At 56.7% G+C, this 23055-nt stretch carries 16 protein-coding genes; 12 read left to right on the forward strand and 4 right to left on the reverse strand.

Translation table 11 applies throughout. From position 1 onward, the window contains the following. Positions 1–27: 27 nt before the first annotated feature. The gene (locus HMJ29_RS12550) at positions 28–1161 is read left to right on the forward strand and encodes a flavin monoamine oxidase family protein (protein WP_171591819.1); all 1134 of its coding nucleotides are present in this window, start codon (positions 28–30) and stop codon (positions 1159–1161) included. 37 nt (positions 1162–1198) lie between these two features. Here HMJ29_RS12550 and HMJ29_RS12555 read toward each other — a convergent pair whose 3' ends face one another. Further along, positions 1199–1990, reverse strand: a complete 792-nt coding sequence (locus HMJ29_RS12555; RefSeq protein ID WP_244679278.1) for an SDR family NAD(P)-dependent oxidoreductase — start codon at positions 1988–1990, stop codon at positions 1199–1201. A 335-nt stretch (positions 1991–2325) separates the two neighbouring features. On the opposite strand from HMJ29_RS12555, the gene HMJ29_RS12560 reads away from it, so the two are divergent. The 6 genes from HMJ29_RS12560 (at position 2326) to HMJ29_RS12585 (ending at position 11064) form a co-directional block, all read left to right on the forward strand. Next, positions 2326–2691: a cupin domain-containing protein gene (locus HMJ29_RS12560; RefSeq protein ID WP_171591820.1), complete on the forward strand. Its 366-nt coding sequence runs from the start codon at positions 2326–2328 to the stop codon at positions 2689–2691. A 717-nt stretch (positions 2692–3408) separates the two neighbouring features. Next, positions 3409–5712 carry a molybdopterin oxidoreductase family protein gene (locus HMJ29_RS12565; RefSeq protein WP_171591821.1) on the forward strand — a complete coding sequence of 768 codons (2304 nt, stop codon included), beginning with the start codon at positions 3409–3411 and terminating at the stop codon, positions 5710–5712. Between the two features lie 11 nt (positions 5713–5723). Further along, a complete protein-coding gene (locus HMJ29_RS12570; protein WP_171591822.1) occupies positions 5724–6179 on the forward strand; it encodes a molybdopterin oxidoreductase in 456 nt (151 codons plus the stop codon). Between the two features lie 387 nt (positions 6180–6566). Then, complete coding sequence (locus HMJ29_RS12575; RefSeq protein ID WP_171591823.1) at positions 6567–8606, forward strand: glycosyltransferase family 2 protein; 2040 nt, start codon at positions 6567–6569, stop codon at positions 8604–8606. 91 nt (positions 8607–8697) lie between these two features. Continuing rightward, positions 8698–9924, forward strand: a complete 1227-nt coding sequence (locus HMJ29_RS12580; RefSeq protein WP_171591824.1) for a pyridoxal phosphate-dependent aminotransferase — start codon at positions 8698–8700, stop codon at positions 9922–9924. 123 nt (positions 9925–10047) lie between these two features. Continuing rightward, positions 10048–11064 carry a bifunctional heptose 7-phosphate kinase/heptose 1-phosphate adenyltransferase gene (locus tag HMJ29_RS12585; protein ID WP_171591825.1) on the forward strand — a complete coding sequence of 339 codons (1017 nt, stop codon included), beginning with the start codon at positions 10048–10050 and terminating at the stop codon, positions 11062–11064. Positions 11065–11149: 85 nt separating this feature from the next. On the opposite strand, the gene hemE is transcribed toward HMJ29_RS12585, so the two are convergent. Both hemE and HMJ29_RS12595 read right to left on the reverse strand, forming a co-directional pair. Next, positions 11150–12181 (reverse strand): uroporphyrinogen decarboxylase, encoded by a 1032-nt coding sequence (gene hemE / locus HMJ29_RS12590; protein ID WP_171591826.1) that lies wholly within the window; start codon positions 12179–12181, stop codon positions 11150–11152. A 545-nt stretch (positions 12182–12726) separates the two neighbouring features. Further along, positions 12727–13353: a MarC family protein gene (locus HMJ29_RS12595; RefSeq protein ID WP_171591827.1), complete on the reverse strand. Its 627-nt coding sequence runs from the start codon at positions 13351–13353 to the stop codon at positions 12727–12729. Between the two features lie 155 nt (positions 13354–13508). On the opposite strand from HMJ29_RS12595, the gene purE reads away from it, so the two are divergent. After that, positions 13509–14066: a 5-(carboxyamino)imidazole ribonucleotide mutase gene (gene purE / locus HMJ29_RS12600; RefSeq protein ID WP_171591828.1), complete on the forward strand. Its 558-nt coding sequence runs from the start codon at positions 13509–13511 to the stop codon at positions 14064–14066. A gap of 131 nt (positions 14067–14197) precedes the next feature. Beyond that, positions 14198–15289: an endonuclease/exonuclease/phosphatase family protein gene (locus tag HMJ29_RS12605; protein WP_216634052.1), complete on the forward strand. Its 1092-nt coding sequence runs from the start codon at positions 14198–14200 to the stop codon at positions 15287–15289. Between the two features lie 33 nt (positions 15290–15322). On the opposite strand, the gene HMJ29_RS12610 is transcribed toward HMJ29_RS12605, so the two are convergent. Further along, positions 15323–16477, reverse strand: a complete 1155-nt coding sequence (locus HMJ29_RS12610) for an FAD-dependent monooxygenase (RefSeq protein WP_171591830.1) — start codon at positions 16475–16477, stop codon at positions 15323–15325. A gap of 766 nt (positions 16478–17243) precedes the next feature. Between HMJ29_RS12610 and HMJ29_RS12615 the strand changes: the two genes are divergently transcribed. The 3 genes from HMJ29_RS12615 (at position 17244) to HMJ29_RS12625 (ending at position 23022) form a co-directional block, all read left to right on the forward strand. Next, entirely contained in the window at positions 17244–18332 is a 1089-nt protein-coding gene (locus tag HMJ29_RS12615) for an efflux RND transporter periplasmic adaptor subunit (RefSeq protein ID WP_171591831.1), read from the forward strand. A gap of 78 nt (positions 18333–18410) precedes the next feature. Then, positions 18411–21590, forward strand: a complete 3180-nt coding sequence (locus HMJ29_RS12620; RefSeq protein ID WP_171591832.1) for an efflux RND transporter permease subunit — start codon at positions 18411–18413, stop codon at positions 21588–21590. After that, on the forward strand, positions 21583–23022 hold the full coding sequence (locus HMJ29_RS12625; RefSeq protein ID WP_171591833.1) for a TolC family protein: 1440 nt from the start codon (positions 21583–21585) through the stop codon (positions 23020–23022). The genes HMJ29_RS12620 and HMJ29_RS12625 overlap by 8 nt, the downstream gene beginning before the upstream one ends. Positions 23023–23055: the final 33 nt, after the last annotated feature.

Genomic DNA, 23055 nt, shown 5'->3' on the forward strand with positions numbered 1-23055 from the left:
AGAATTTAGTTTGTGAATACGTTGCCGATGGCTAATAATTTGACTTCTGAGCCAACCTCGGCTGCTCCGGTACTTGTGGTGGGAGCCGGGCTGGCTGGCCTTATTACCGCCCGTACGCTGCATAAAGCTGGGGTGCCCGTGCAGCTGCTGGAAGCCCGGGACCGGGTAGGGGGCCGCACACTGGCGGTGCCAGCTCTGCCCGGCAGCCCCGAAGAAGAGTGGCTGGACCTGGGCGCTACTTGGGGCTGGGCGCATCATCCTTTCCTGATGCGGCTGTTTAAGGAGTTGGCCATTGACCCAGTAGAGCAGCCCAGCACGGGAGCCACGGCTTATGAGACCACGGATACTGTGCATCGGCTGCCTCATCCCTCGGGCTCCGCTGGGTATCTGCGTTTGGTTGGCGGAGCAGCCATACTTTGCCGCACGCTGGCCGCTGGGCTGCCGGCTGGGGCGGTGCAGCTCAATACGCGCGTAACTCAACTGCGCCACTTAGCCAACGGATCAGGAGTGGAGCTGCAGGCAGTACAAGGCCGGAGTGCGCAAACATATTTCGCCCGGGCCGTTGTCCTGGCCTTGCCCCCGCGCTTGGTAGCTCATAGCATAGCCTTTGTGCCGGCGCTGGCGGCACCATTGCAGCAAGCACTGCGCAGCGTGCCCACCTGGATGAGCCACGCCATGAAAAGCATAGTGGTGTATGCTGAGCCATTCTGGCGCCAGCAGGGGTGGTCAGGCTTCGGCGTAAGTCAGCTGGGCCCATTAAGTGAAATCCACGACGCCTCGCCTCTGGTAGGAAATACTGGAGCCCTGTTTGGCTTCTTCGGCGCTCCGCATCCGCTGCGGACAGCCTCCGTTACCGACCGGCAGGCAGCTGTGGTGCGCCAGCTCGTGCGCATGTTCGGCCCGCAAGCCGGGGCACCGCTGGCGTATCACGAGTTAGACTGGTCGCTGGACCCGCTTACCAGTGTGCCGGGCGATGAGCAGCCTCCGCTGGCCGTACCCCTGCAGGGGCCCGAGCTGCTCCGGCAGCCCGCCTGGGCAGGCACACTGCACTGGGCCGGGGCCGAAACCTCTGCCAGTGAGTGGGGCCGCCTCGATGGAGCCGTGGAATCTGGTTACTATGCTGCTGCACAAGTGCTACGGCAGCCAGCCAGCGGTGCCTAGCAATACCTAAGCACCGCTTGGCTAGCCACCAACTGGCCTACATGGAACGGTGGGTCTGGGTCCGCTCGCGCAGGGCTTCGAAGTTGGCTTTGGCTACCTCGTCAATTTTTCTCGGCTCCAGAAAATTGGTTTTGATTTGCTCTTCCCGTTCAGGGCCACCCAGGATAACGTTGATTTCTCCGCTTAGCAGGCCCTCTACTGCGGCCCGGGCTACATCCTGGGCCGAGTCCATGTTGCGGACCACCGCCGTTTTCATCATATCCGTATCGGTGGCGGCTGGGTAAACCGTCATTACGTGCAGTGGGTACTGGGCTAGCTCGCGGCGCATGGCGTCTGAGAACTGGCCTACGGCCGCTTTAGTGGCGGCGTACACGCTGTAGAAGGGCATGGCAATGTAGCCGTAGCCGGAGGAGATGTTCATAATGGCGCCCTCCTGGCTGCGCTGCAGCAGCGGCAGGCACTTTTTGGTCAGCAGAATCAGGCCCGTAACGTTAATGGCCACCTGGCTGATCACGTCCTCGTCGCTCACCTCGGTAAGCAAGCCGGCACTCACTACCCCCGCATTGTTGATGAGGATATCTAGGGCACCCCATGCCTCCGTAACCGTGGCCACAGACTGGTTTAAGTCTGATACCTGAGCTACGTCGCCGGGCAGGGGCAGGAAGTTTACAGCAGGAAACTCGGTGGCTAATGCCTCCAATGCCTCCGCGCGGCGGCCCATAACGGCAATATCGCGCACACCTCGTTGCACCAGCTCGGCAACAATGGCTTTGCCAATACCAACGCTACCCCCGGTTATGAGTACTTTTTTAGTGGTCAGGTCCATCATATTTCATTGATTTGTTAGGATGTGCTTTCGCTTGCCATTCGCTTTCAAGCATGGTAAAGCGGCAAGGCTTGCCAGAAATTTTTGGCGTGCTGCGGGGCTCTACGGTTAGTCTATGGCTTAGAAAAACGGCAGGCCGCAATCAACACACTCTACGCAATGAGGCGGGCACCGGCCATGTATGGTATGTCGGCCGTGCTGCCTGAGGTAGGGGAGGGTAACCTGCAAATTTTGGCCAAATGCCTTATTTCAATCATCTGCTGGCTAAATTACAGTCTCATTCCGGCAGACAACTGTCGTCGGCTTCCCGACACGTAAACCCCATAATTCCCCTCCTTATGACTCCTACACCCATTACCCTGACCGATAAGTTTGCGCAGTTTGAGGATTACTGGAACCCCCGCATCATCGGCGAGCTGAATGATCAGCATATCAAGATTGCCAAGGTAAATGGGGAGTTTATCTGGCATAGTCACGCAGAGGAAGACGAGCTGTTTATAGTTGTGCAGGGCAAGCTGCTGATGGACTTCCGCGACCGTACCGAAGAAATACACCCCGGCCAGTTGCTGGTAGTACCACGCGGCACCGAGCACCGCCCCCGTACCGAAGCCGAAACCTGGATTATGATGATCGAGCCTAAAACCACCGTCAACACCGGCAACGTGGAAAGTGAGCGCACCCGCCTAGACCTGGAGGTACTATAAGCGCCACAGATTGCTGCATAAGCGCCTTCATCATGCAAGGGCTTCAACTGACAAAAGACCGTTATGCTCAGCATAACGGTCTTTTGTCAGTTGAAGCCCTTGCTGTCTGCGCAAAATCTAGCAGATTAAGAGATAAGCAATGCCAACGATACTGAAACGGGCCGTTTTCAGATTGCCCGGCAGCTTACCTTAAATCATTCGTACTTATATCGGGCCAAGCCAGGTGGCCTACGCTGCCTGATTTGGCCTGCCCGCACTAAAGCTTGCCGTGGTTGCCAGGTAAGGAGCTTCGTGGTGCCTTTACGTGCGCAACAATTCTAGCCGTAGGTCCTGGGCCACTGTTCGATATTATTCTTCATAAGTCCATCCTTCATACAGCGGAATGGCTCCCGAATGCCAAGCGTAGCTTACCGGGCATAATCGAGCCTTAGGATTGTGTATGACGGCTATTGGGTGGGTGGTTGGCACGTGCAGTACGGGGCCTTGGGCTACTGATATGGATCTGTCCGCAGGGCCCGCTACTCTGGGGTAAGCTCATCTATATGTTGCTGCAAAAGCTGGAATCACAGTCTTGGGATTAAAATAAAATTAAAATGACTGCTACTCTTCCTCCCGAACACCCGTACTATTACCCCTCGGGTGGAGCCAACTTCTCTCTCGCCTACCATCGGCGAACGGGCTGCCAGCCGTAGTCACTTTCCCACCTAACTGCTGACTATGAAAGAAACTCGCGACAGTATTGATGACATCTGGGGCTCCCGCACTGGCTATGAAGGGCAGTGGCCCGTACGCGTAGACGAACGGATTGAGGAGGAGCCCGACCACTGGGTACAATCTGCGTGTGTGCTCTGCTCCAACGGCTGCGGGATGGATATTGGGGTGAAAGAGGGCCGCATTGTGGGGGTGCGTGGCCGCGCCGAGGACCGCGTGAATCACGGCCGCCTCGGACCAAAAGGGCTGCACAGTTGGGTGGCCAACCACAGCCAGGACCGGCTCACTAAGCCGCTTATCCGGCGCAATGGCAAGCTGGAAGAAGCCAGCTGGGAGGAGGCTATGAGCCTGATTGTACAGAAGTCGAAGGAACTGGTGCAAAAGCATACGGCCAGTTCCATTGGGTTCTACACCTCCGGGCAGCTACTACTGGAAGAATACTACGCCTTGGGCGTGTTAGGCAAGGCTGGCCTAGGCACTCCGCACATGGATGGTAACACCCGCCTGTGTACGGCCACCGCGGCGGCGGCCCTTAAAGTATCGTTCGGGAGCGACGGGCAGCCCGGCTCCTATACTGACCTCGATACCACCGAGGCGGTGCTGCTGGTAGGCCACAATATGGCCTCGCAGCAAACCGTACTCTGGACGCGCATTCTCGACCGCCTTGCCGGGCCCAACCCGCCCCACTTGGTGGTTATTGACCCGCGCCTCACGTACACGGCCGAGAAAGCCACCGTGCATTTAGCGCCCCGGGCGGGCACTAACGTGCCGTTGATGAACGGGCTGCTCCACCTCATCATTGAAGCTGGCCACATCAACCAGAGCTACATTGAAGCGCATACCCAAGGCTTTGAAGAGCTGAAGAAAATTGTAAGCAAGTGGACGCCCGAGCGAGTAGAGCAACTCACGGGCGTGCCTGCTGAAAAGCTACTTGCCGCGGCCCGCATTCTGGGCACCTGCCGGACGCTGGTGTCCACTGCCTTGCAGGGCGTGTACCAGTCTATGCAGGCTACGGCAGCTGCCGTGCAGGTGAATAACCTGCACCTGCTGCGCGGGCTGCTAGGCCACCCCGGCAGCGGTATTTATCAAATGAATGGGCAACCCACGGCGCAGAACACCCGCGAGTGCGGCGCCGATGGTGACCTGCCGGCCTTCCGTAACTGGGGCAATGAGGAACACATTAAGGAGCTGGCTAAGCTCTGGAACGTGCACCCCGATCAGATTCCGCACTGGTCGCCGCCCACTCACGCCATGCAAATCTGGCGCTATTGCGAGCAGGGCTCCATCAAAATGCTCTGGATCAGTGGCACCAACCCCTTGGTGTCGTTGCCGGAGCTTGACCGGGTGCGCAAGATTATTCAGCAGGAGAGCCTCTTTGTGGTGGTACAAGACGCCTTCCCGACGGAAACCACGCAATACGCCGACGTAGTGCTGCCCGCCGCCATCTGGGGTGAAAAAACCGGCACGTTCACCAACGTTGACCGCACGGTGCACATCACGCACAAAGCCATAGACCCGCCCGGTGAAGCCCGCCCCGACTTCGACATCTTCGTGGACTATGCCCGGCGCATGGATTTCCGGGGGCAAGATGGCTCGCCGCTGCTGGTGTGCACCTGGAAAACCCCCGAGGATGCATTCAATGCCTGGCGCGAATGCACCCGCGGCCGCCCCTGCGACTATACTGGCCTCAGCTACGCTAAGCTCACGGGCGGCTCGGGCATACAGTGGCCTTGCAACGAGCAGTATCCCAACGGCAAAACCCACCTTTACGAAGATGGCGTGTTCAACACCGCCATCGACTACTGCGAAACCTACGGCCACGACCTGGAAACCGGTGCCCCCCGCTCCCACGACGATTACAAGCTCCTCGACCCGCAGGGAAAAGCCTTCCTGAAAGGGTCAGACTATGAACCACCTCACGAGGTGCCCGACGAGCAGTACCCGCTGTGGCTGACAACGGGCCGTTTAGTGTACCACTTTCACACGCGCACCAAAACCGGCCGCTCCCGCGCCCTCAACCATGCCGCGCCTGATGGGTTTGTACAGCTCTCAGCAGAAGACGCCGCCCGCTATGGCATTCAGGATGGTGACATGGTAGAGGTGGAGTCGAGGCGGGGCAAGGTGCAGGAGCCGGCCCGCATTGGTGGCACTGAGCCGGGGCTGGTGTTTATTCCCTTTCACTACGGTTACTGGGATAAGCCCGGCCGGCCCCGCGCTGCCAACGAGCTAACCATCACCGAGTGGGACGCCGTGAGCAAGCAGCCGCACTACAAGTACGCCGCCGTGCGCATCCGTAAAGTCAACGCCTAAGCCCGCCTGTCATGAACCTCGCCCATTACATCGGCCTGCTCGAAAACAGCGAAAAGCAATTAACGGAAGCCTTCGAGTACGTTGCCAACAAGCACAAAGACGAAGTAGACATTGAGCAGGTATGCCTGAAGCTCTCGGCCTGGTCGCGGGAGCACCACGGCCGCATTATGCCCTTCGTTGAGAAGTATTCCGAAGACCATGAAAGTGAGCCGGCCTCGCTCAAACGGGATCTTTTTACCAAGAAGCGCCGCGGCAGTCTGGCTCTGCTGCGCGACCTGCACGACCTATGGCTGCTCACCCAGGAAGCCCAGCTGTGCTGGATTGTCATTCGGCAGGCAGCCCTTGGCCTGCGCGATGAAGACCTGAAATCCTGCTACCAATTCTGCAATACCCGTACCAAGCGGCAAGCAGAATGGCTGCTCGGGCGCATTAAGCAAGCAGCGCCCCAAACTCTGCTGGTAGCGTAGTAGTGAGTTGAGCTACTGCTATTATCCCCTAAAAAAGAGAGTTGAGCGGTGCTGCTTGGAGCATTGCTCAACTCTCTTTTGGCCTTGCTGAAAACTGTTTTTGTACCCGAACTACTATTGCCCATAAACTAGGCAGGTATAAGTACTCGTACGCGCACCGGGGTAAGCCGACGGTAAGCGGCAGCCAGAAAAATCCTGATAGGCTATATACCTCGTAGGTAAGGATGTATAACTGGTATTGGTACTACAAGCCTAGCCTCTGGCACCTTTCAACAAGCGAGTCTCACTGCAAGAGGCGGCGAAAAGCCCGGTAGAAGATACGTGGGGGTGCGGCTAATATTAGTACATTTCGTAACTCTTTTCCATGCTCCCGCGCTCGTGCCTTCTTTGAAGCTTTCTGTCATCATTGTTAACTATAACGTTTGCTACTTTCTGGAGCAGGCGTTGTTATCAGTGCAGCGAGCAATAGAAAAGCTAGGCCAGCCAGCGGAAGTATTTGTGGTGGATAACAGCTCCGTAGATGGCTCCGTGGCCATGGTGCGGAATCGGTTTCCGGACGTAATTCTCATTGAGAACCATGATAACCCCGGCTTCTCTAAGGCCAACAACCAGGCATTGCGGCAAGCAGCGGGCGAATATGTGCTCCTGCTGAACCCCGATACGGTGGTGGAAGAGGATACTTTTCTGCGCTGTTGCGAGTTCATGGATGCTCGCCCTGGCGGGGGAGGCCTGGGCGTGAAAATGCTGGATGGGCAGGGCTGCTTCCTGCCGGAAAGCAAGCGCGGGCTGCCCACGCCCTGGGTAGCTTTTTACAAGATGTTTGGGCTGGCCAAACTATTCCCAAAGTCGCGGCGGTTTGGGCAGTACCACCTGGGCTACCTTGATAAAGATGAGAGCCACGAAGTAGCCGTACTAAGCGGAGCCTTCATGCTCATGCGCCAGACCGCCCTGGCCGAGGTAGGTCTGCTGGACGAAGACTACTTCATGTATGGCGAAGACATTGACCTCTCGTACCGCCTGACGCAGGGCGGCTGGAAAAACTACTACTATCCCGGCACCCGCATCATTCACTACAAGGGCGAGAGCACCAAGCGTACCAGCGTCAACTACGTCTTTGTGTTTTACCGGGCCATGGTCATTTTTGCCCGCAAGCACTTTGCTCCAAACCGGGCGGGGGTGTTCAGCTTTCTGATTAATATGGCCATCTGGCTGCGGGCCGGGGCCGCGCTGGGGCAGCGGTTTTTCACGCAGGCCACTCCCGTACTGCTTGATGCGGCCCTGATTTACGGGGGTATGTACTTCCTGAAAACTTACTGGGAGCAGAACCACCGCTACGTACACATCCCTTACCCCGAGAAATACATGCTGGCGGCGGTGCCCGTGTACATCCTGCTCTGGCTTATACCGGCCTACCTGAGCGGCGGCTACGACAAGCCTACCAAAACCAGTCGCATAGTGCGTGGTATTGTTATTGGTACCGTGCTTATCTCCGCGCTGAGCAACTTCCTTGACGCCTGGCGCTTCTCTAAAGCGCTGATTGTGCTGGGCGGGGCCTGGAGCGCGGCCGCCCTCATTGGTAGGCGCATGCTGGAAAACCTGATTCGGCACCGCAGATTCAGCCTAACAGTATACCATCAGAAAAACGTGGCCATTGTGGGGTCGCGACAGGAGAGTGAGCGGGTACGGCACCTGCTGGAGCAGTATGGCGTGCAGGTGCGCGTTATTGGCTTTGTAACGCCCGATGTGGTACTAGCGCCTGCACCCAGTTTCCGGCAAACTGCCGTGGGAGCAGCTACGGTGTGGGAAATGGCAGAAACCGCCCAGGCCACGGCTCCCGCCGAGGATTTGCTGGGCGAGGTGCGGCAGCTCGAAGACATCATCCGGATGTATGAGCTTAACGAACTGATCTTTTGCGGCCGTGACCTATCGGCCAGCCAGATCATTTCCCTGATGGTGCGCTTGCCCCAGCACCCACCAGTGGCCTACAAAATTCTGCCCCAAGACAGTGAGTATATCATTGGAAGCTCCCGCAAGGATGCCCCCGGTGACTATTATACCCTGGATATTACCCTGAACCTGGTGCACCCCCAGCACGTGCGGAATAAGCGCCTGCTTGATGTGTTTACCAGCGTGCTGCTCTTGCTGCTGCTGCCCATATTAGTGCTGTTTCAGCGGCACAAGCAAGGGTTTGTGCGCAACTGCCTGCGGGTGCTGGGCGGCTCGCGCACCTGGGTAGGCCTACGCTATGCGGCAGCCCCCCGGCGGTTAGCCCGGGCAATTCTTTCTCCCGCCGATGTAGCCCAGTCGGCCGCACCGCTCTCAGAGGCTACGCGCCGCCGACTAGAGCTGCTTTATGCCAAAGACTACGTTACCGGCACCGATTTGCGCATTATGCTGCGCTGCTTCCGGTGGTTAGGGAAGGAGTAATTAGGCAGAGGCAAGCTTTTGCTCACCGGCCTGAATGCGTACCTTCCCGTACTTTTGCGTCCTTTCCCATTCCCCTTTCTCAGCTCTTACTATGTCTGACGCTACCACTCTTGCCCCCACTACTTCCGTTCTGTCCGATCGTATCAACGCCATGCAGGAGTCGCAGACGATTGCCATGGCTAAAATGGCGCGGGAGCTGGCGGCTCAGGGCGTTGATGTAATTAGTCTGAGCTTTGGAGAGCCCGATTTTCAAACGCCCCAATACATCAAGGAGGCGGCCAAGAAAGCCCTCGACGACGGCTTTACCTTTTATACGCCCGTACCCGGCTACCTCGATCTGCGCCAGGCCATTTGTGATAAGCTGCAGCGCGACAACAACCTGGCCTACAAGCCCGAGAATATTGTGGTAAGCACGGGCGCTAAGCAGTCGTTGGCTAATACCGTAATGAGCTTGGTGAATGAGGGCGATGAGGTAATCGTGTTTGCGCCTTACTGGGTTAGCTACGAGGAGATGGTGAAGCTGGCAGGGGGTAAGGCCGTAACGCTGATGGGCTCTTTGGAAAATGATTTTAAGGTAACGGCCCAGGAGCTGGAGGCGGCCATTACGCCCCGCACCAAGCTGATTATGTACTCCTCGCCCTGCAACCCAACTGGCTCGGTATTCACGCGGGAGGAGCTGGCAGCCATTGCAGAAGTGGTAGCGCGCTACCCGCAGGTGCATGTGCTGGCCGACGAAATTTATGAGTACATTAATTTCGTGGGTGAGCATGTGAGCATGGCCCAGTTTGAAGAGATTAAAGACCGGGTGATTACTGTAAATGGTTTCTCGAAAGGCTACGCCATGACGGGCTGGCGCGTGGGGTACCTGGCGGCCAGCAAGGAAATAGCTTGTGCCTGCGAGAAAATGCAAAGCCAGATTACCTCCGGCACCTGCTCTATTGCCCAGCGTGCGGCTTTAGCAGCCCTGCAGGGTGGCCGCACCTCCGCCGATGAGATGGTAGAGGCCTACCGCCGCCGCCGCGACCTGGTGCTGGAGCTGGTAAAGGATATCCCGGGCTTCCGCACGCCCACTCCCAGCGGCGCCTTTTACATTTTCCCCGACGTGACCGGGTACTTTGGCAAAACCACTCCCGAGGGTAAAACCATCAATTCTGCCTACGACTTAGCCTTATACATGCTCCATGATGGGCACGTAGCCGCCGTAGATGGTGGGGCGTTTGGGGCACCCAACTGCCTCCGGTTCAGCACGGCGGCAGCCGATGAGAAATTGCGCGAGGCCTTTATCCGGATCAAGCATAGCCTGGCAAAACTAGCGTAGGCATACTGCTCACTCGTAACCCAAAGAGCCCCCAACCTTACCGTTGGGGGCTCTTTGGGTTATAGACGGTACATTTTCCGGCGGCCGACTACCTTTGCGGCTTCTTTACCAGATTCTCCCGTAATGCCCGCTGCCATATCGCCCGCTTCTCTGCCCGAGCTATTTGCCGCTTTCAACAACCTCACCGTGCTAATTGTGGGCGACGTGATGATGGACGCGTACGTGTGGGGCAAAACCACCCGTATTTCGCCGGAGGCACCCGTGCCGGTAGTGAATGTGAGCCGCACTGAGCAGCGCCTGGGTGGGGCAGCCAATGTGGCCCTCAATGTACAGGCGCTAGGCGCTACGCCGCTGCTGTGCGCCATAATTGGTGATGACCAGGGTGGCGACCAGCTTTTGGAGCTGCTGCGCACCACTGGCCTATCGGCCGATGGTATTGTGCGGAGCCAGCATAGGCCTACCACCGTAAAGCAGCGCATTCTGGCCCACGGCCAGCAACTCCTGCGCATCGACTCAGAAGTAGAACACGATCTGAACGAGGAGGAAAGCCGTGGCCTGGCGGAGAGCTTTGAGGAGCTTTTGGGCCGCGCTGATGTGGTAATATTCGAGGATTACGACAAGGGTGTGCTCAATGAAAAGAGCATTCAGCACTTCATCCAGTTGGCCCGCAAGCAAGGAGTGCCCACCGTTGTAGATCCCAAGAAAAAGAACTTCCTGGCCTACCAGCACTGCACCCTGTTCAAGCCCAACCTAAAGGAACTGCGCGAAGGCCTGAAGCTGGAGTTCGGCGACACCGACGCTGAGAAGCCGGCTTTTGAGGCTGCCGTAGCTCAGCTGCGTGCGGTGCTAAAGCCGGAGATAGTGCTGGTAACCCTCTCCGAGCGGGGTGTATTTGTAGAAAACGGCCAGATGAAGCGCACCTACATTCCAGCCCACCTGCGTAGCATCTCCGATGTTTCGGGAGCCGGCGACACCGTTATCAGCATTGCTGCCTTGTGCGTAGCGCTAGGCCTGGCCGCCCCGGTTACAGCGGCACTAGCCAATTTGGGTGGTGGCTTGGTGTGCGAGCAGGTAGGAGTGGTGCCCATTGAAAAACAGCTGCTGCTGGCAGAAGCTCAGGCAGTAGGCCTAGCACTATAATAGCGACAAAATATATCGAATGGAAAAGCCCGTCCTCTTTATCAGAAGACGGGCTTTTCACTGTTGGAGCAGGGCACTGGTGCAATTAGCGCAGCTTTGGGCTGTATTCCTTTACTGTTTCAATGAACACCTTCACGTTGTCGGGGTTGGTGTCGGGGTACACGCCGTGGCCTAGGTTAGCGATGTGGCGGTGCGGCCCGAACTGGTCGAGCATGGCAATGGTAGCGGCACGAACTTGTGCAGGGGTACCGTAGAGGGCGCAAGGGTCGAGGTTGCCCTGCAGGGTTTTGTCGCCTACCAGGGGGCGCACGGCGCGGGCATCCTGGTTCCAATCAAGCCCGATGGTGCGGCAGGGGAGTTGAGCGAAGTCTTCCACGGCCCAGAAAGCGCCTTTGGCAAATACCGTAACGGGCACATCGGGAATGGCCTGGCAGATTTCGGCAATGTAGCGGGTGCTGAACTCCTGGTAATGGGCCGGCGGCAGAATACCTGCCCACGAATCGAAGACCTGTACAATATTGGCTCCGGCTTGCACTTGCGCCTGCAGGTAGGCAATGGTAGTATCCGTGATTTTGCGCAGCAGCTGGTGCGCCAGCTCCGGCTCGGCGTAGAGCATGCGGCGCGCTTTACTGAAGGTTTTGGAGCCGTGGCCCTCTACCATGTAGGCCAGGATCGTCCAGGGGGCGCCGGCAAAACCGATGAGCGGCACCCGGCCATTAAGGGCGCGCTTGGTTACGCGAATGGCCTCCAGCACGTAGCCCAGGTGTTCCTCGGGGTCAGCTACGCGCATGCGCGCTACATCCTGCACCGTTTTGATGGTTTCCGGGAACAGGGGGCCGCGGGCCTCTACCATCTCGTAGGTCAGGCCCATGGCCTCGGGTACCACCAGAATATCAGAGAAGATGATGGCAGCATCCACGTCTAGGACATCAACGGGTTGAATGGTGACTTCAGCCGCTAAATCTGGCGTTTCTACCAGCTCTTTAAAACCGCTCAAGCGGGCCCGCAGGGCACGATATTCGGGGAGGATGCGGCCAGCCTGGCGCATGAGCCACACGGGGGTACGCTCGGTTTCTTCGCCACGGGCGGCACGGAGGAGGAGGTCGTTCTTCAGCATAGGAAGTGCAAAGATAGGTCGCTCGCGTTACCGCAACATAAGCAATCAGCCTATGGAATAGATATTGAGCCTCTCATAGTGAAAACAACTAGCCGTTTTCGGCTCAGATAATGCGTCGATTACAGCTTGTTCTCCTTCCGGTGGATGCATATCATGAATGCGCTTTAATGTTTTCGTATTCAGTTTTGTGTAAACAAAGCTGATAAAGACATGTGTCAGCGAGTCAATTGTCAATGTAGTATCATAAGTCAACTGTTGACCGCTACTTCTTACCAAAAGTCGGTGCGAGCCCGATGTAGTAATAAGCGAATGAGTATCGAATAGGTCACCTACACCAGTGTAGCGGATAGTGTCGTTCAATACTATAGCTGTATCCCACTTAACTAGTAAGTCAACAGCCTTCTGGGTTTCGCTATTGTTGTCGATATAAAAATGTACGGGATAGGCGTGTGCTGGCCGTTCTCGATACGGCAGAGCTGGGCTATTACAACAGTATAGCCAACAAAGAAGTAATAAATAGGCCGCTTTCCTCATTAACCGCACCACTACCGGCTCAGCCCCGGAAACAACGCGGCAATGGCCGTGGCCAAAAAGTTTACCCCAATGGCCAGCGTAATAAAGCCCATAATGCGGGCCAGGGCAGCCATGCCGGGGCGGCCCAAAAAGCGCGTCAGGCGCAACGACGACATCAGAATAGTGTATGCCGCCAGCGCTACCAGGGCGAAGCCAATCACAATCATCCCCATATCGATGTAGCTGAGCTTTTCTGTGAATAGGCCAATGCACACGGCCATGGAGCCGGGCCCCGAGAGCATAGGCATAGCCAGGGGCGTGAAGCTGATATCGTCCTTGTGGCGGCTTTCGTCGAGGGTGGCATCAGATACTTTGCTGCGGTTGCCGCCGGGCGTGAGCAGGTCGAAAGCTGAGCGCATAAGCAAAATACCGCCCGCGATGCGCAGATGGTGAATGTTGATGCCGAAGAAATTCAGCACGTACTGGCCCGCGAAAAAGGAAACGGCCAGCACCCCAATCATGTAAATACAGGCCCGCAGCGCAATGCTTCCTCGGTGCGCCGGCGTGTCGTCCTCCGTCATGGTCAGGAACACGGGCATGGCGCTGAAGGGATTCACGACCGAGAACAAGGTGGTAAAGGTGGCAAGCAGTATCTCCATAACTGAGGCGGGCACTTGGGGCCTAGCCAAAGGTACGAGCCTTTAAGAATCAGCAAACAAGGAAAACACTATGTTTGGTGAAAGAACCTCGCGTATAGGAGCCCGTAGAAGCACTATCTAGCCGGTTCTGTCCTGTTTTTGTTCTCCCTCCTCCTATGAGCACAACTCTTCCCGCTTCTTCCCCGGCCGATGTAAGCCCCCTTGCCGATACCCCGCTGGTGGGCATCGTTATGGGCTCACAGTCAGACCTCAAAATCATGTCGGCCGCCGCTGAGTTTCTGCGGCAATTTAACGTGCCCTATGAGATTACACTGGTGTCGCCGCACCGCACCCCGCACCGCCTGATTGAGTATGGCGAAACCGCGCGCAAGCGGGGCCTGCGCGTAATTATTGCCGGTGGCGGGGGCGCCGCCCATCTGCCGGGCATGCTGGCCGCCTTTACCACCCTTCCCGTAATTGGGGTGCCCATTAACTCCGTCACTTCCCTGCACGGCCTAGATTCCATCCTGTCGATGCTGCAGATGCCGGCGGGGGTGCCCGTGGCTACTGTGGCACTGGATGGGGCGGCCAACGCCGCGGTGCTGGCCACGGAAATTCTGGCCATCAGCAACGCCCGATTGGCCGATGTCCTGGAAAAATACCGGACTTCCCTGAAGGATAAAGTGATGCGCACGATTGAAGAGCTGCGTAAGGGTGGCTTTAGTGACGACTAAGCCTCCTGCTTCCTTCTTCTGCCTATTGCCTCTCTTCCTACTAACTCTCCCCACCCGTGCCCGATCTTGATGAACCTCTTTGGCTGACGATAGCCCATAGCCTGGCATTTCTGCTGGCAGTTATGTCTATTATGGCCACGCTTTTACCCTTGCTGCGCGAAACAGCCTGGTGGATCAGAATATTTGACTTTCCGCGCCTGCAAATTGTAGCCGTTTCTCTGCTCTGCGTGGTGGCCGGGTTGCTGCTGGGCTGGCACCAGGTAGCTGACCATTGGGGGCTGGTGCTGTTGGTTGCTTTGGGCGCAGCGGTCATCTACCAAAGCATCCGCATTTTGCCCTACACGCCGCTCATGCGCAAACAGGTGGGCGACAGTACCCTAAAGGATGGCAAACGCCACCTGAGCCTGGCCGTGATGAATGTGCTGCAGTATAATAAGGAGGGGGCAAAAGCTCTGGCCGCTCTACAGAAGGCTGACCCCGACGTAATTATGGCGGTAGAAACCGATGATTGGTGGTATGAGCAGCTAAAGCCACTGGAAAAAACGCACCCCTACACCTGCCACGAGCCCTTAGATAATACGTATGGCTTGTTGTTCTTTTCGCGTTTGCCCCTGCAAAACTGCCAGATCAAGTATCTGCTGGATGATGATGTGCCCTCACTGCACACGCGCGTGCAGCTGCCTGATGGCAAAACCTGGGTTCGGCTGTTTGGGCTGCACCCTAAGCCGCCAGCACCCGCCGAGTCTAAAACCAGTACCAAGCGCGACGCCGAGCTGCTGCTGGTAGGCAAGGAGATTGAGCAGAAGGAAGAGCCCACTGTGGTATTCGGGGACATGAACGATGTGGCCTGGTCACACACCTCTGAGCTCTTTCGGCGCATTAGTGGCCTCATGGACCCCCGCGTGGGCCGCGGCCTGCTGCCCACCTTCCACGCCGATTACTCTCTGCTGCGCTGGCCCCTCGACCACGTGTTTGTGTCGGCTGACTTTAAGGTAGACGATATGGAGCGCCTGCCCTACGTGGGCTCCGACCATTTTCCCATCTACATCAAGCTGAGCTACGAGCCCCACGATAAGCAGGAGCAAGAGGAAAACCAAGAGCAGGCTGATGCAGAAGACCACCAGGAAGCCAACGAAAAAATAAGAGAAGGCTTCGAGGAAGAGACCGAAGAGGAGCTGGAAGAAGCCGCCGCAGAGAAAACGCAGAAGGAACTTGCCACCTAAACCAAGGGCAGCCGCTACCACGGCTGCCCTTTCTCATGCAACGGGGGCTTCATACAGCCACGCCATCTGGCTTCGGCTAACAGCAGCGGGGAGGAGGCGCATGATAGAGTTGCGTAGGCCAGTGAGCAAGGGGTTTTCCCACTGGCCTACCTGACCCAGGCGCCAGGAGGTTTGCACAATGCGCGTAGTGCGCGGCAAGCGGCGCTGCTCAAACCGCCGGAATGCCGCCACGGGGCTGGAGGTGGCGGCCAGGCAGGTGGCCAGCTCGGCCGCATCTTCCAGAGCCATGCCGGCTCCCTGGCCCATGTTAGGCGTGGTGGCGTGGCCGGCATCACCCAGCAGAAGCACGCGGCCGTAGGCCAGGTGGCGGAGCGGCTTTAGGTCCAGAATATCATTCCAGAGGAGCTGGTCGGGGCGGGTGAGGCTAAGCAGGGCCGGTACAGGCGCCGGAAACCGGGCAAATTCCTGCTGCAAATCGGTTACACGGTACGCCCGGTACCTGGGATTCTGGGGCTCGGGGCTATTCAGGCAGGCAAACCAGTACACCCGGCCGCCACCCACTGGTACGTAGCCAAAGCGCCGGCCTTTCTCACCCCATATTTCTGCCGACTCACCCAGCGGGAGCTGCAGGCGGGAGGCGTCAACAATGGCCCGCCAGCAGGTGTACCCGGCGTAGCGCGGCGCCGTTTCGGGCAGTAGTTGCCGCCGTACCCGGGAGCGGAGCCCATCGGTCCCAATCAGAAAATCAGCTGTGGCGGTTGTGCCATCAGTAAAGTGCACGGTTAGGCCAGTCGGGGCTTCCTCAAAGCGCTCGAAAGGTTTACCCAGTACCACGGTACCCGCGGGCAAATGGCGCAGCAGCTCTTGCTGCAGCGCCACCCGGTGAATTCCTACATTATCGAACCCCAGCTTTTGGGTGAAGGCAGATGTATCGGCGGCTTGCAGCAGGCGGCCTTGCTGATCGAGTAGGTTTAGGTATAGCACGGGTGTGCCGTGCGCCCGCACCGCATCGTGGAGACCTAGTTGGTGCAGCGCCCGCATGGCATTAGCACCTATTACCACTCCGGCTCCTGTTTCACGCAACTCCGGAGTGGCTTCATATACGCGCACCGTGTGGCCTAGGCCCAGCAGCGCATGAGCAGTGGTGAGTCCGCCAATGCCGGCTCCAACAATAAGAAAATCTGCCATTAGACTGCGAACTGGCCTAGCTACCAAACTACAACGGCGCAAATTTAGCAGGCAGCGCATGATGCGCTAATGAAGCCAGCAACTGCTAGGGTAGGAGAAATACGCAAGAATTCGGCGGCAATTACTGGCCCAGCGCTGTCGGCAACGAGTACTTCACGCGCGGGTGCAGGCAGGAATATTCAGAATCTAATTACTTGGTTCAGCCACGCCCAGCAATGTAAAACTGCCAGTATATGTGCGGAGAGATTGGCTCTGAACAATGACAAAATAACTGACCGTAAAAATAAATTACAGCCGCAGCAGGGATAAAGTGAAGTGGGTATAAAGTGGCGTATAATAAGTTGAACTGTAGAGTGATGTGCGCTCAAAAGTGCCTCCTAATCACCTGCATGAAGTTTTGCTTCATGTAGTCTTCATGCCATGCCGAGTGCTTTGTATCACTCAACCGATGATACGCGCACTACGGCAGTCATATTTCACAGCTTTTTTGCTGGCCCTCACCGGGCTATGGCTGCACGCTAGCCCCGTCAATTAGTAAGCATGCACGAAGATAAACTAGGTAGTACCGCTCAGCGCACCCACTCCTCGGAGTGGAATATGCAACCTCCATATTGGCAGCGGTTTACGCAACCCAGATGCCGCCCCCTCAACCCGGTAGCCCTCGTGCCTAGCACGCTACTGGCCTAGGCAGGCACCGCTTCGCATTCAATCCACTTCAACCATATTCTTGGATCACCAAACGCCTGTTAAGGCAACTAAGACCCTTATGAAAAGAAGGTTCGTGCTCATGTGTGTGGGCTTGGGCGTCTTGTATTCCGCTACAAGCTGCTCAGAAAAAAAAGAAGAAAAAGAAGAACAGGTTAAATACCTGGTTACCAGTGCTTGGCAGAAGGACACGACCATCACCAAGGAGTATGTGTCGCAGATTCACGCCTACCAGCACATTGAGGTGCGGGCGCTGGAGAAAGGTTACCTCCAGAAGATTTACGTGGATGAAGGCCAGCACGTGCAGCAGGGTCAGCTCATGTTCCAGATTATGCCCATGGTCTACAAAGCCGAGCTGCAGAAGTCGAAAGCAGAGGCCAGCTATGTAAATCTGGAGTATCAGAACACCAAGCAGCTAGCCGATAAGAACGTAGTTTCCAAAAACGAGCTAGCGCTGGCCCAAGCTAAGCTAGATAAGGCAAACGCCGAAGTAGGCCTGGCCAAAACCCACCTCGATTTCACCACCATTCGGGCCCCGTTCAGCGGCATGATGGACCATTTTCAGGCCCGGTTGGGTAGCCTGGTGGATGAAGGCGACCTGCTGACCACCCTCTCCGACAACAGCAAGATGTGGGTGTACTTCAACGTACCGGAGGCAGAGTACTTGTCCTACAAAGCGCACGCGCGTAACGAGGACGAAACCAAGGTTAACCTGAAGATGGCCAATAACGAGGTATTTCAGTACCCCGGCGTGGTGCAAACCATTGAGGCTGACTTTAATAACGAAACTGGCAACATCGCCTTCCGAGCCACTTTCCCCAACCCCAAAGGGCTGCTGCGAAACGGCGAAACGGGCAGTGTGCTCATGACGGTGCCCCTGAAGAACGCCCTCATTATACCCCAAAAAGCCACGTTCGAAGTTCTGGAAAAGAAGTTCGTGTACGTGGTAGACAAGAACAATGTGGTTCACCAGAAAGAAGTAACGGTGGCGTCAGAAATGCCCCAACTGTACATTATTTCAGGTGGCCTAGCCGCCTCCGACAAGATCATGTTGGAGGGTATCCGGAAAGTGAAGGATGGCGACAAAATCAGCTTCACCTACCAAGATCCCAAGGTGGTAGCCTCGCACTTAAAAGTGTATTCTGAATAGTTGCTACTTGCTGATTGCCAGTTGTTAGCATGGTTCTAACAATCAGCAACCAACAAGTGTCAGCTAAACTCACCCGCTATGTTTAGTAGATTCCTTCGTAGGCCAGTGTTTGCCATCGTTATATCGGTGGTAATCATGTTCCTGGGTGTTCTGGCCATCAAAACCCTCCCCAACTCTCAGTTCCCGGAGATTTCGCCGCCCATGGTTATGGTGAGCACGGCGTACCCGGGCGCCAGCGCCAAGGTGCTTACCGAATCGGTGCTTATCCCGTTGGAGCAGGCCATTAACGGTGTGCCCGGCATGAAGTACATGACTTCTGACGCCGTTTCGGCTGGTGAGGCCAACATTCAGATCGTGTTCAACCTGGGCACCGACCCCGAGCAGGCGGTAGTAAACGTAAACACCCGTATTGCCCAGATCCTGAACCGCCTGCCGGTGCTGGTGCAGCGTGAAGGCGTGGTGGTAAACCGTGTGGTGCCGAACATGCTGATGTATGTTAACCTCTACAGCAAGGACAAGAATACCGACATGCGGTACTTGTTCAACTATGCCGGGGTAAATATGCTGCCCGAAATCCAGCGTATCGACGGTATTGGTCGGGCCAGCATCCTGGGTTCTCGCCAGTACGCCATGCGCGTGTGGCTGAAGCCCGACCGTATGCGGGCCTACAACCTCTCCGTGGATGACGTGATGGAGGCTCTCAACGACCAGAGCGTGATCGGCTCGCCGGGGCGTATTGGCCGCTCCGACGGTAAAGAGGCCTCGGCGCTGGAATACGTGCTAACCTATAAGGGGCGTTTTAACGATGTAGAGGAGTATAAGAACGTTATCATCAAGGCCAACGCCAACGGTGAAACGCTCCGCCTCAAGGACGTGGCCAACGTGGAACTAGGGTCGGAGTTTTACGACATCTACTCCAACCTCGATGGCTACCCCTCGGCGGCCATCATGCTGAAGCAGACCTACGGCTCAAACGCTAGTGATGTAATCAAGAGCGTGAAAGCCAAGCTGGAGGAGCTGAAGAAAACCATGCCTCCTGGCATGGACTACAAAATCAGCTACGACGTATCGAATTTCCTCGATGCCTCCACCGAAAACGTAATTCACACCCTGCGTGACGCCTTTATTCTGGTGGCCATTGTGGTGTTCCTGTTCCTCGGCGACTGGCGCTCCACGCTTATCCCGATTATTGCGGTGCCGGTGTCATTGGTGGGGGCGTTCATCGCCATGCAGGCCTTCGGCATGACCATCAACATGATTACGCTCTTCGCCCTGGTACTGGCAATTGGTATCGTGGTCGATGATGCCATTGTGGTGGTGGAAGCCGTGCACGCCAAAATGGAAGAGAAACACCTTTCGCCCTACGGCGCGGTGCGTGAGGTAGTAGGCGAAATCAGCGGCGCTATTATCGCCATTACCATTCTGATGACGGCTGTATTCGTGCCGGTGGCCTTCATGAGCGGCCCGGTGGGTATTTTCTACCGTCAGTTCTCCATCACCATGGCCTCGTCTATCGTCATCTCGGGTATTGTGGCCCTGACGCTGACGCCGGTGCTGTGCGCCATGATTCTGAAGAACAACCACGGTCAGGCTCGCAAGAAAACCCCTATAAATCAGTTCATCGATTGGTTTAACCGTGGGTTTGAGCGCCTGACCGGCCGCTATACCAATATCCTGGAAAAGGTAGTTGACCGCCGGGTATTCACCTTTGGTATCCTGATTGCCTTTGGCTTCGGCATCTTTGGTATTTCCTCTACGCTGCCCTCGGGCTTTATCCCCGCTGAGGACCAGGGCATGCTCTACGCCATCATCCAGACGCCGCCCGGCTCAACGCTGGAGCGTACCAATGCACTGTCACAGCAGCTCTCGAAGCTCGCCGAGAAAGTCCCCGGCATCGAAAGCATTTCCTCGCTGGCCGGTTATGAGGTACTCACGGAGGGCCGCGGCTCGAACGCTGGTACGCTGCTGATCAGCCTTAAGCCGTGGGAAGAGCGCAAGGAGTCCGTTCACGACATCGTGATGAACCTGGAGGAAAAGGCCAAGGATATCCCTGGCGCGACCATTGAGTTCTTCGAGCCACCAGCAGTACCCGGCTATGGCGCTGCGGGCGGTTTCCAGCTGCAGCTGCTTGATAAAACGGCCACCGGCGACTACAAGGCGCTAGAGAAAGTAAACGAGGACTTCATGGCCGAGCTGAAGAAGCGCAAAGAGCTGGCTGGCCTGTTCACGTTCTTCTCAGCGAACTATCCGCAGTATGAGCTGCAGATTGACAACCAGCTGGCCATGCAGAAAGGGGTGAGCATCGGCAATGCCATGAACACGCTCTCCATCATGATTGGCTCCACCTACGAGCTGGGCTTCATCAAGTATCAGCGCTTCTTTAAGGTGTTCGTGCAGGCCTCCCCGGAGTACCGCCGCTTGCCCAAGGACGTGCTGGACATGTGGGTGAAGAACGACAAAGGCGAAATGGTGCCGCTTTCGGCCTTCATGAAGATTGTGAAGAGCCAGGGCGCCAACGAAATTAACCGCTACAACATGTACCCCACGGCTTCTATCCGCGGCGATGCAGCGGCGGGCTACAGCTCGGGTGAGGCCATTAAGGCCGTGCAGGAAGTGGCAGCCAAAACCTTGCCCCGCGGCTATGACATTGACTGGGGTGGTTTGTCGAAAGATGAGGTATCGCGCGGTAATGAGGCTATCTACATCTTCCTTGTGGTTATCGTGTTCGTGTACTTGGTACTGGCCGCTCAGTACGAAAGCTTCTTGCTGCCACTAGCGGTAATCTTGTCTTTACCCGCGGGTATCTTCGGCTCATTCCTGCTGATTAAAACCATGGGTCTGGCCAACAACATCTACGCTCAGGTAGGCCTGGTAATGCTCGTAGGCCTGTTGGGTAAGAACGCGGTGTTGATTGTAGAATTCGCGGTGCAGAAGCATGAGGAAGGTATGTCGGTGCGGGATGCGGCTATTGAGGGCGCTAAGGTGCGTTTCCGCCCCATCCTGATGACCTCCTTCGCCTTTATTGCCGGCCTGATTCCGCTGGTACTGGCCCACGGTGCCGGCGCTATCGGTAACCGCACCATTGGTACCTCAGCCCTCGGAGGTATGCTGTTCGGTACCATCTTCGGGGTAATCATCGTGCCCGGTCTGTACTACATCTTCGGCACCCTGGCCGCTGGCCGCAAGCTGATTGGGGATGAAAATGAACACCCTCTGTCAGAATTCGAGCCGCACGTATTAGTTGAAGAACATGCTTAAGAGTCGCATATATCAAGGCCTGACTGCCGCTTGTTTGGCCTTGGCCGTAGCTGGGTGTAAAACGCCGGAGCTAGTAGAAAGAAAAGCAAACCGCACTGTGCCGGCCAGCTATGGCATTGCCGGCATAAAAGACACGGTCAGTACGGCGGCGGGCCAGTGGAAAAGCTTTTTCACTGACCCTAACCTGGTAGCCCTCATTGACACCGCGCTGCAACGCAATCAGGAGCTGAACATCTCGCTGCAGGAAATTCAAATTGCCCGCAATGAGGTTCAAATCCGGAAAGGGGAGTACCTGCCCTTCGTAGGCCTGGGTGCCAAAGCCGAAGCCGAGAGGCCTAGCCGCTATACGCTGCAGGGCGCGACGGAAGAAGCCATCAACATCAAGCCCGAGCACCGCAACCCCGACCCATTGCAGAACTACCAGATTGGCGCCTTTGCCAGCTGGGAAGTGGATATCTGGCATAAACTGCGCAACTCGCGGAAGTCGGCGGCCCTGCGCTACCTGGCTACAGTAGAAGGCCGCAACTTCACAGTAACCAACCTGATTGCCGAAATTGCCACCTCGTACTACGAGCTCTTGGCCCTCGACAACCAGCTGGCTATTGTGCGCCAGAACATTGAGCTGCAAACCAACGCCCTTGAGCTGGTGCGGTTGCAGAAGGAGTCGGCCCGCACCACGGAGCTGGCCGTGCAGCGTTTTGAGGCGCAAGTACACAATACTCGCAGCCTGCAGTACAATATTCAGCAGCGCATTACGGAAACCGAGAACCGGATTAACTTCCTGGTAGGCCGGTATCCGCAGCCTATTATTCGCAACGACGCGTCGTTTAATGAGCTGGTGCCCATGGTGGTGCAGACGGGGGTTCCGGCCCAGCTATTGCAAAACCGCCCCGATATTCGGCAGGCGGAGCAGAATCTGGCTGCGGCGAAGCTGGATATTCAGGTGGCACGAGCCAACTTCTACCCAGCCCTCCGCATAACGGGCGGTGCTGGCTTCGGGGCTTTCAAGCCCGGCCTGATCTTCTCCACGCCTGAGTCTATGCTGTACTCGTTGGCTGGTGATTTGGTAGCTCCCCTGGTAAACCGTAATGGCATTAAAGCCGTGTACGGCAACGCCACCGCTGCCCAAATTCAGGCCGCTTACAACTACGAGCGCACCATCCTGAACGCCTACGTGGAAGTAGCCAACCAGCTAGCCAGTATCAATAACCTGGCAAAGAGCTACAATGAGAAGGCGCAAGCCGTGCAGGCCCTGAATCAGTCGAGCACCATCTCCAACAGCCTCTTTCGCTCGGCCCGCGCCGACTATACCGAAGTGCTCTTCACCCAACGTGATGCCTTAGAATCGAAATTCGACCTGATCGAAACCAAGATGCAACAGCTCAACGCCTCGGTGAACGTGTACCGAGCCCTGGGTGGCGGCTGGAAATAAAAGTTGTAATGGTTTCCTGCAAGTAGGCCACTA

The organism is Hymenobacter taeanensis (assembly GCF_013137895.1).
GTDB classification, from domain to species: Bacteria; Bacteroidota; Bacteroidia; order Cytophagales; family Hymenobacteraceae; genus Hymenobacter; species Hymenobacter taeanensis.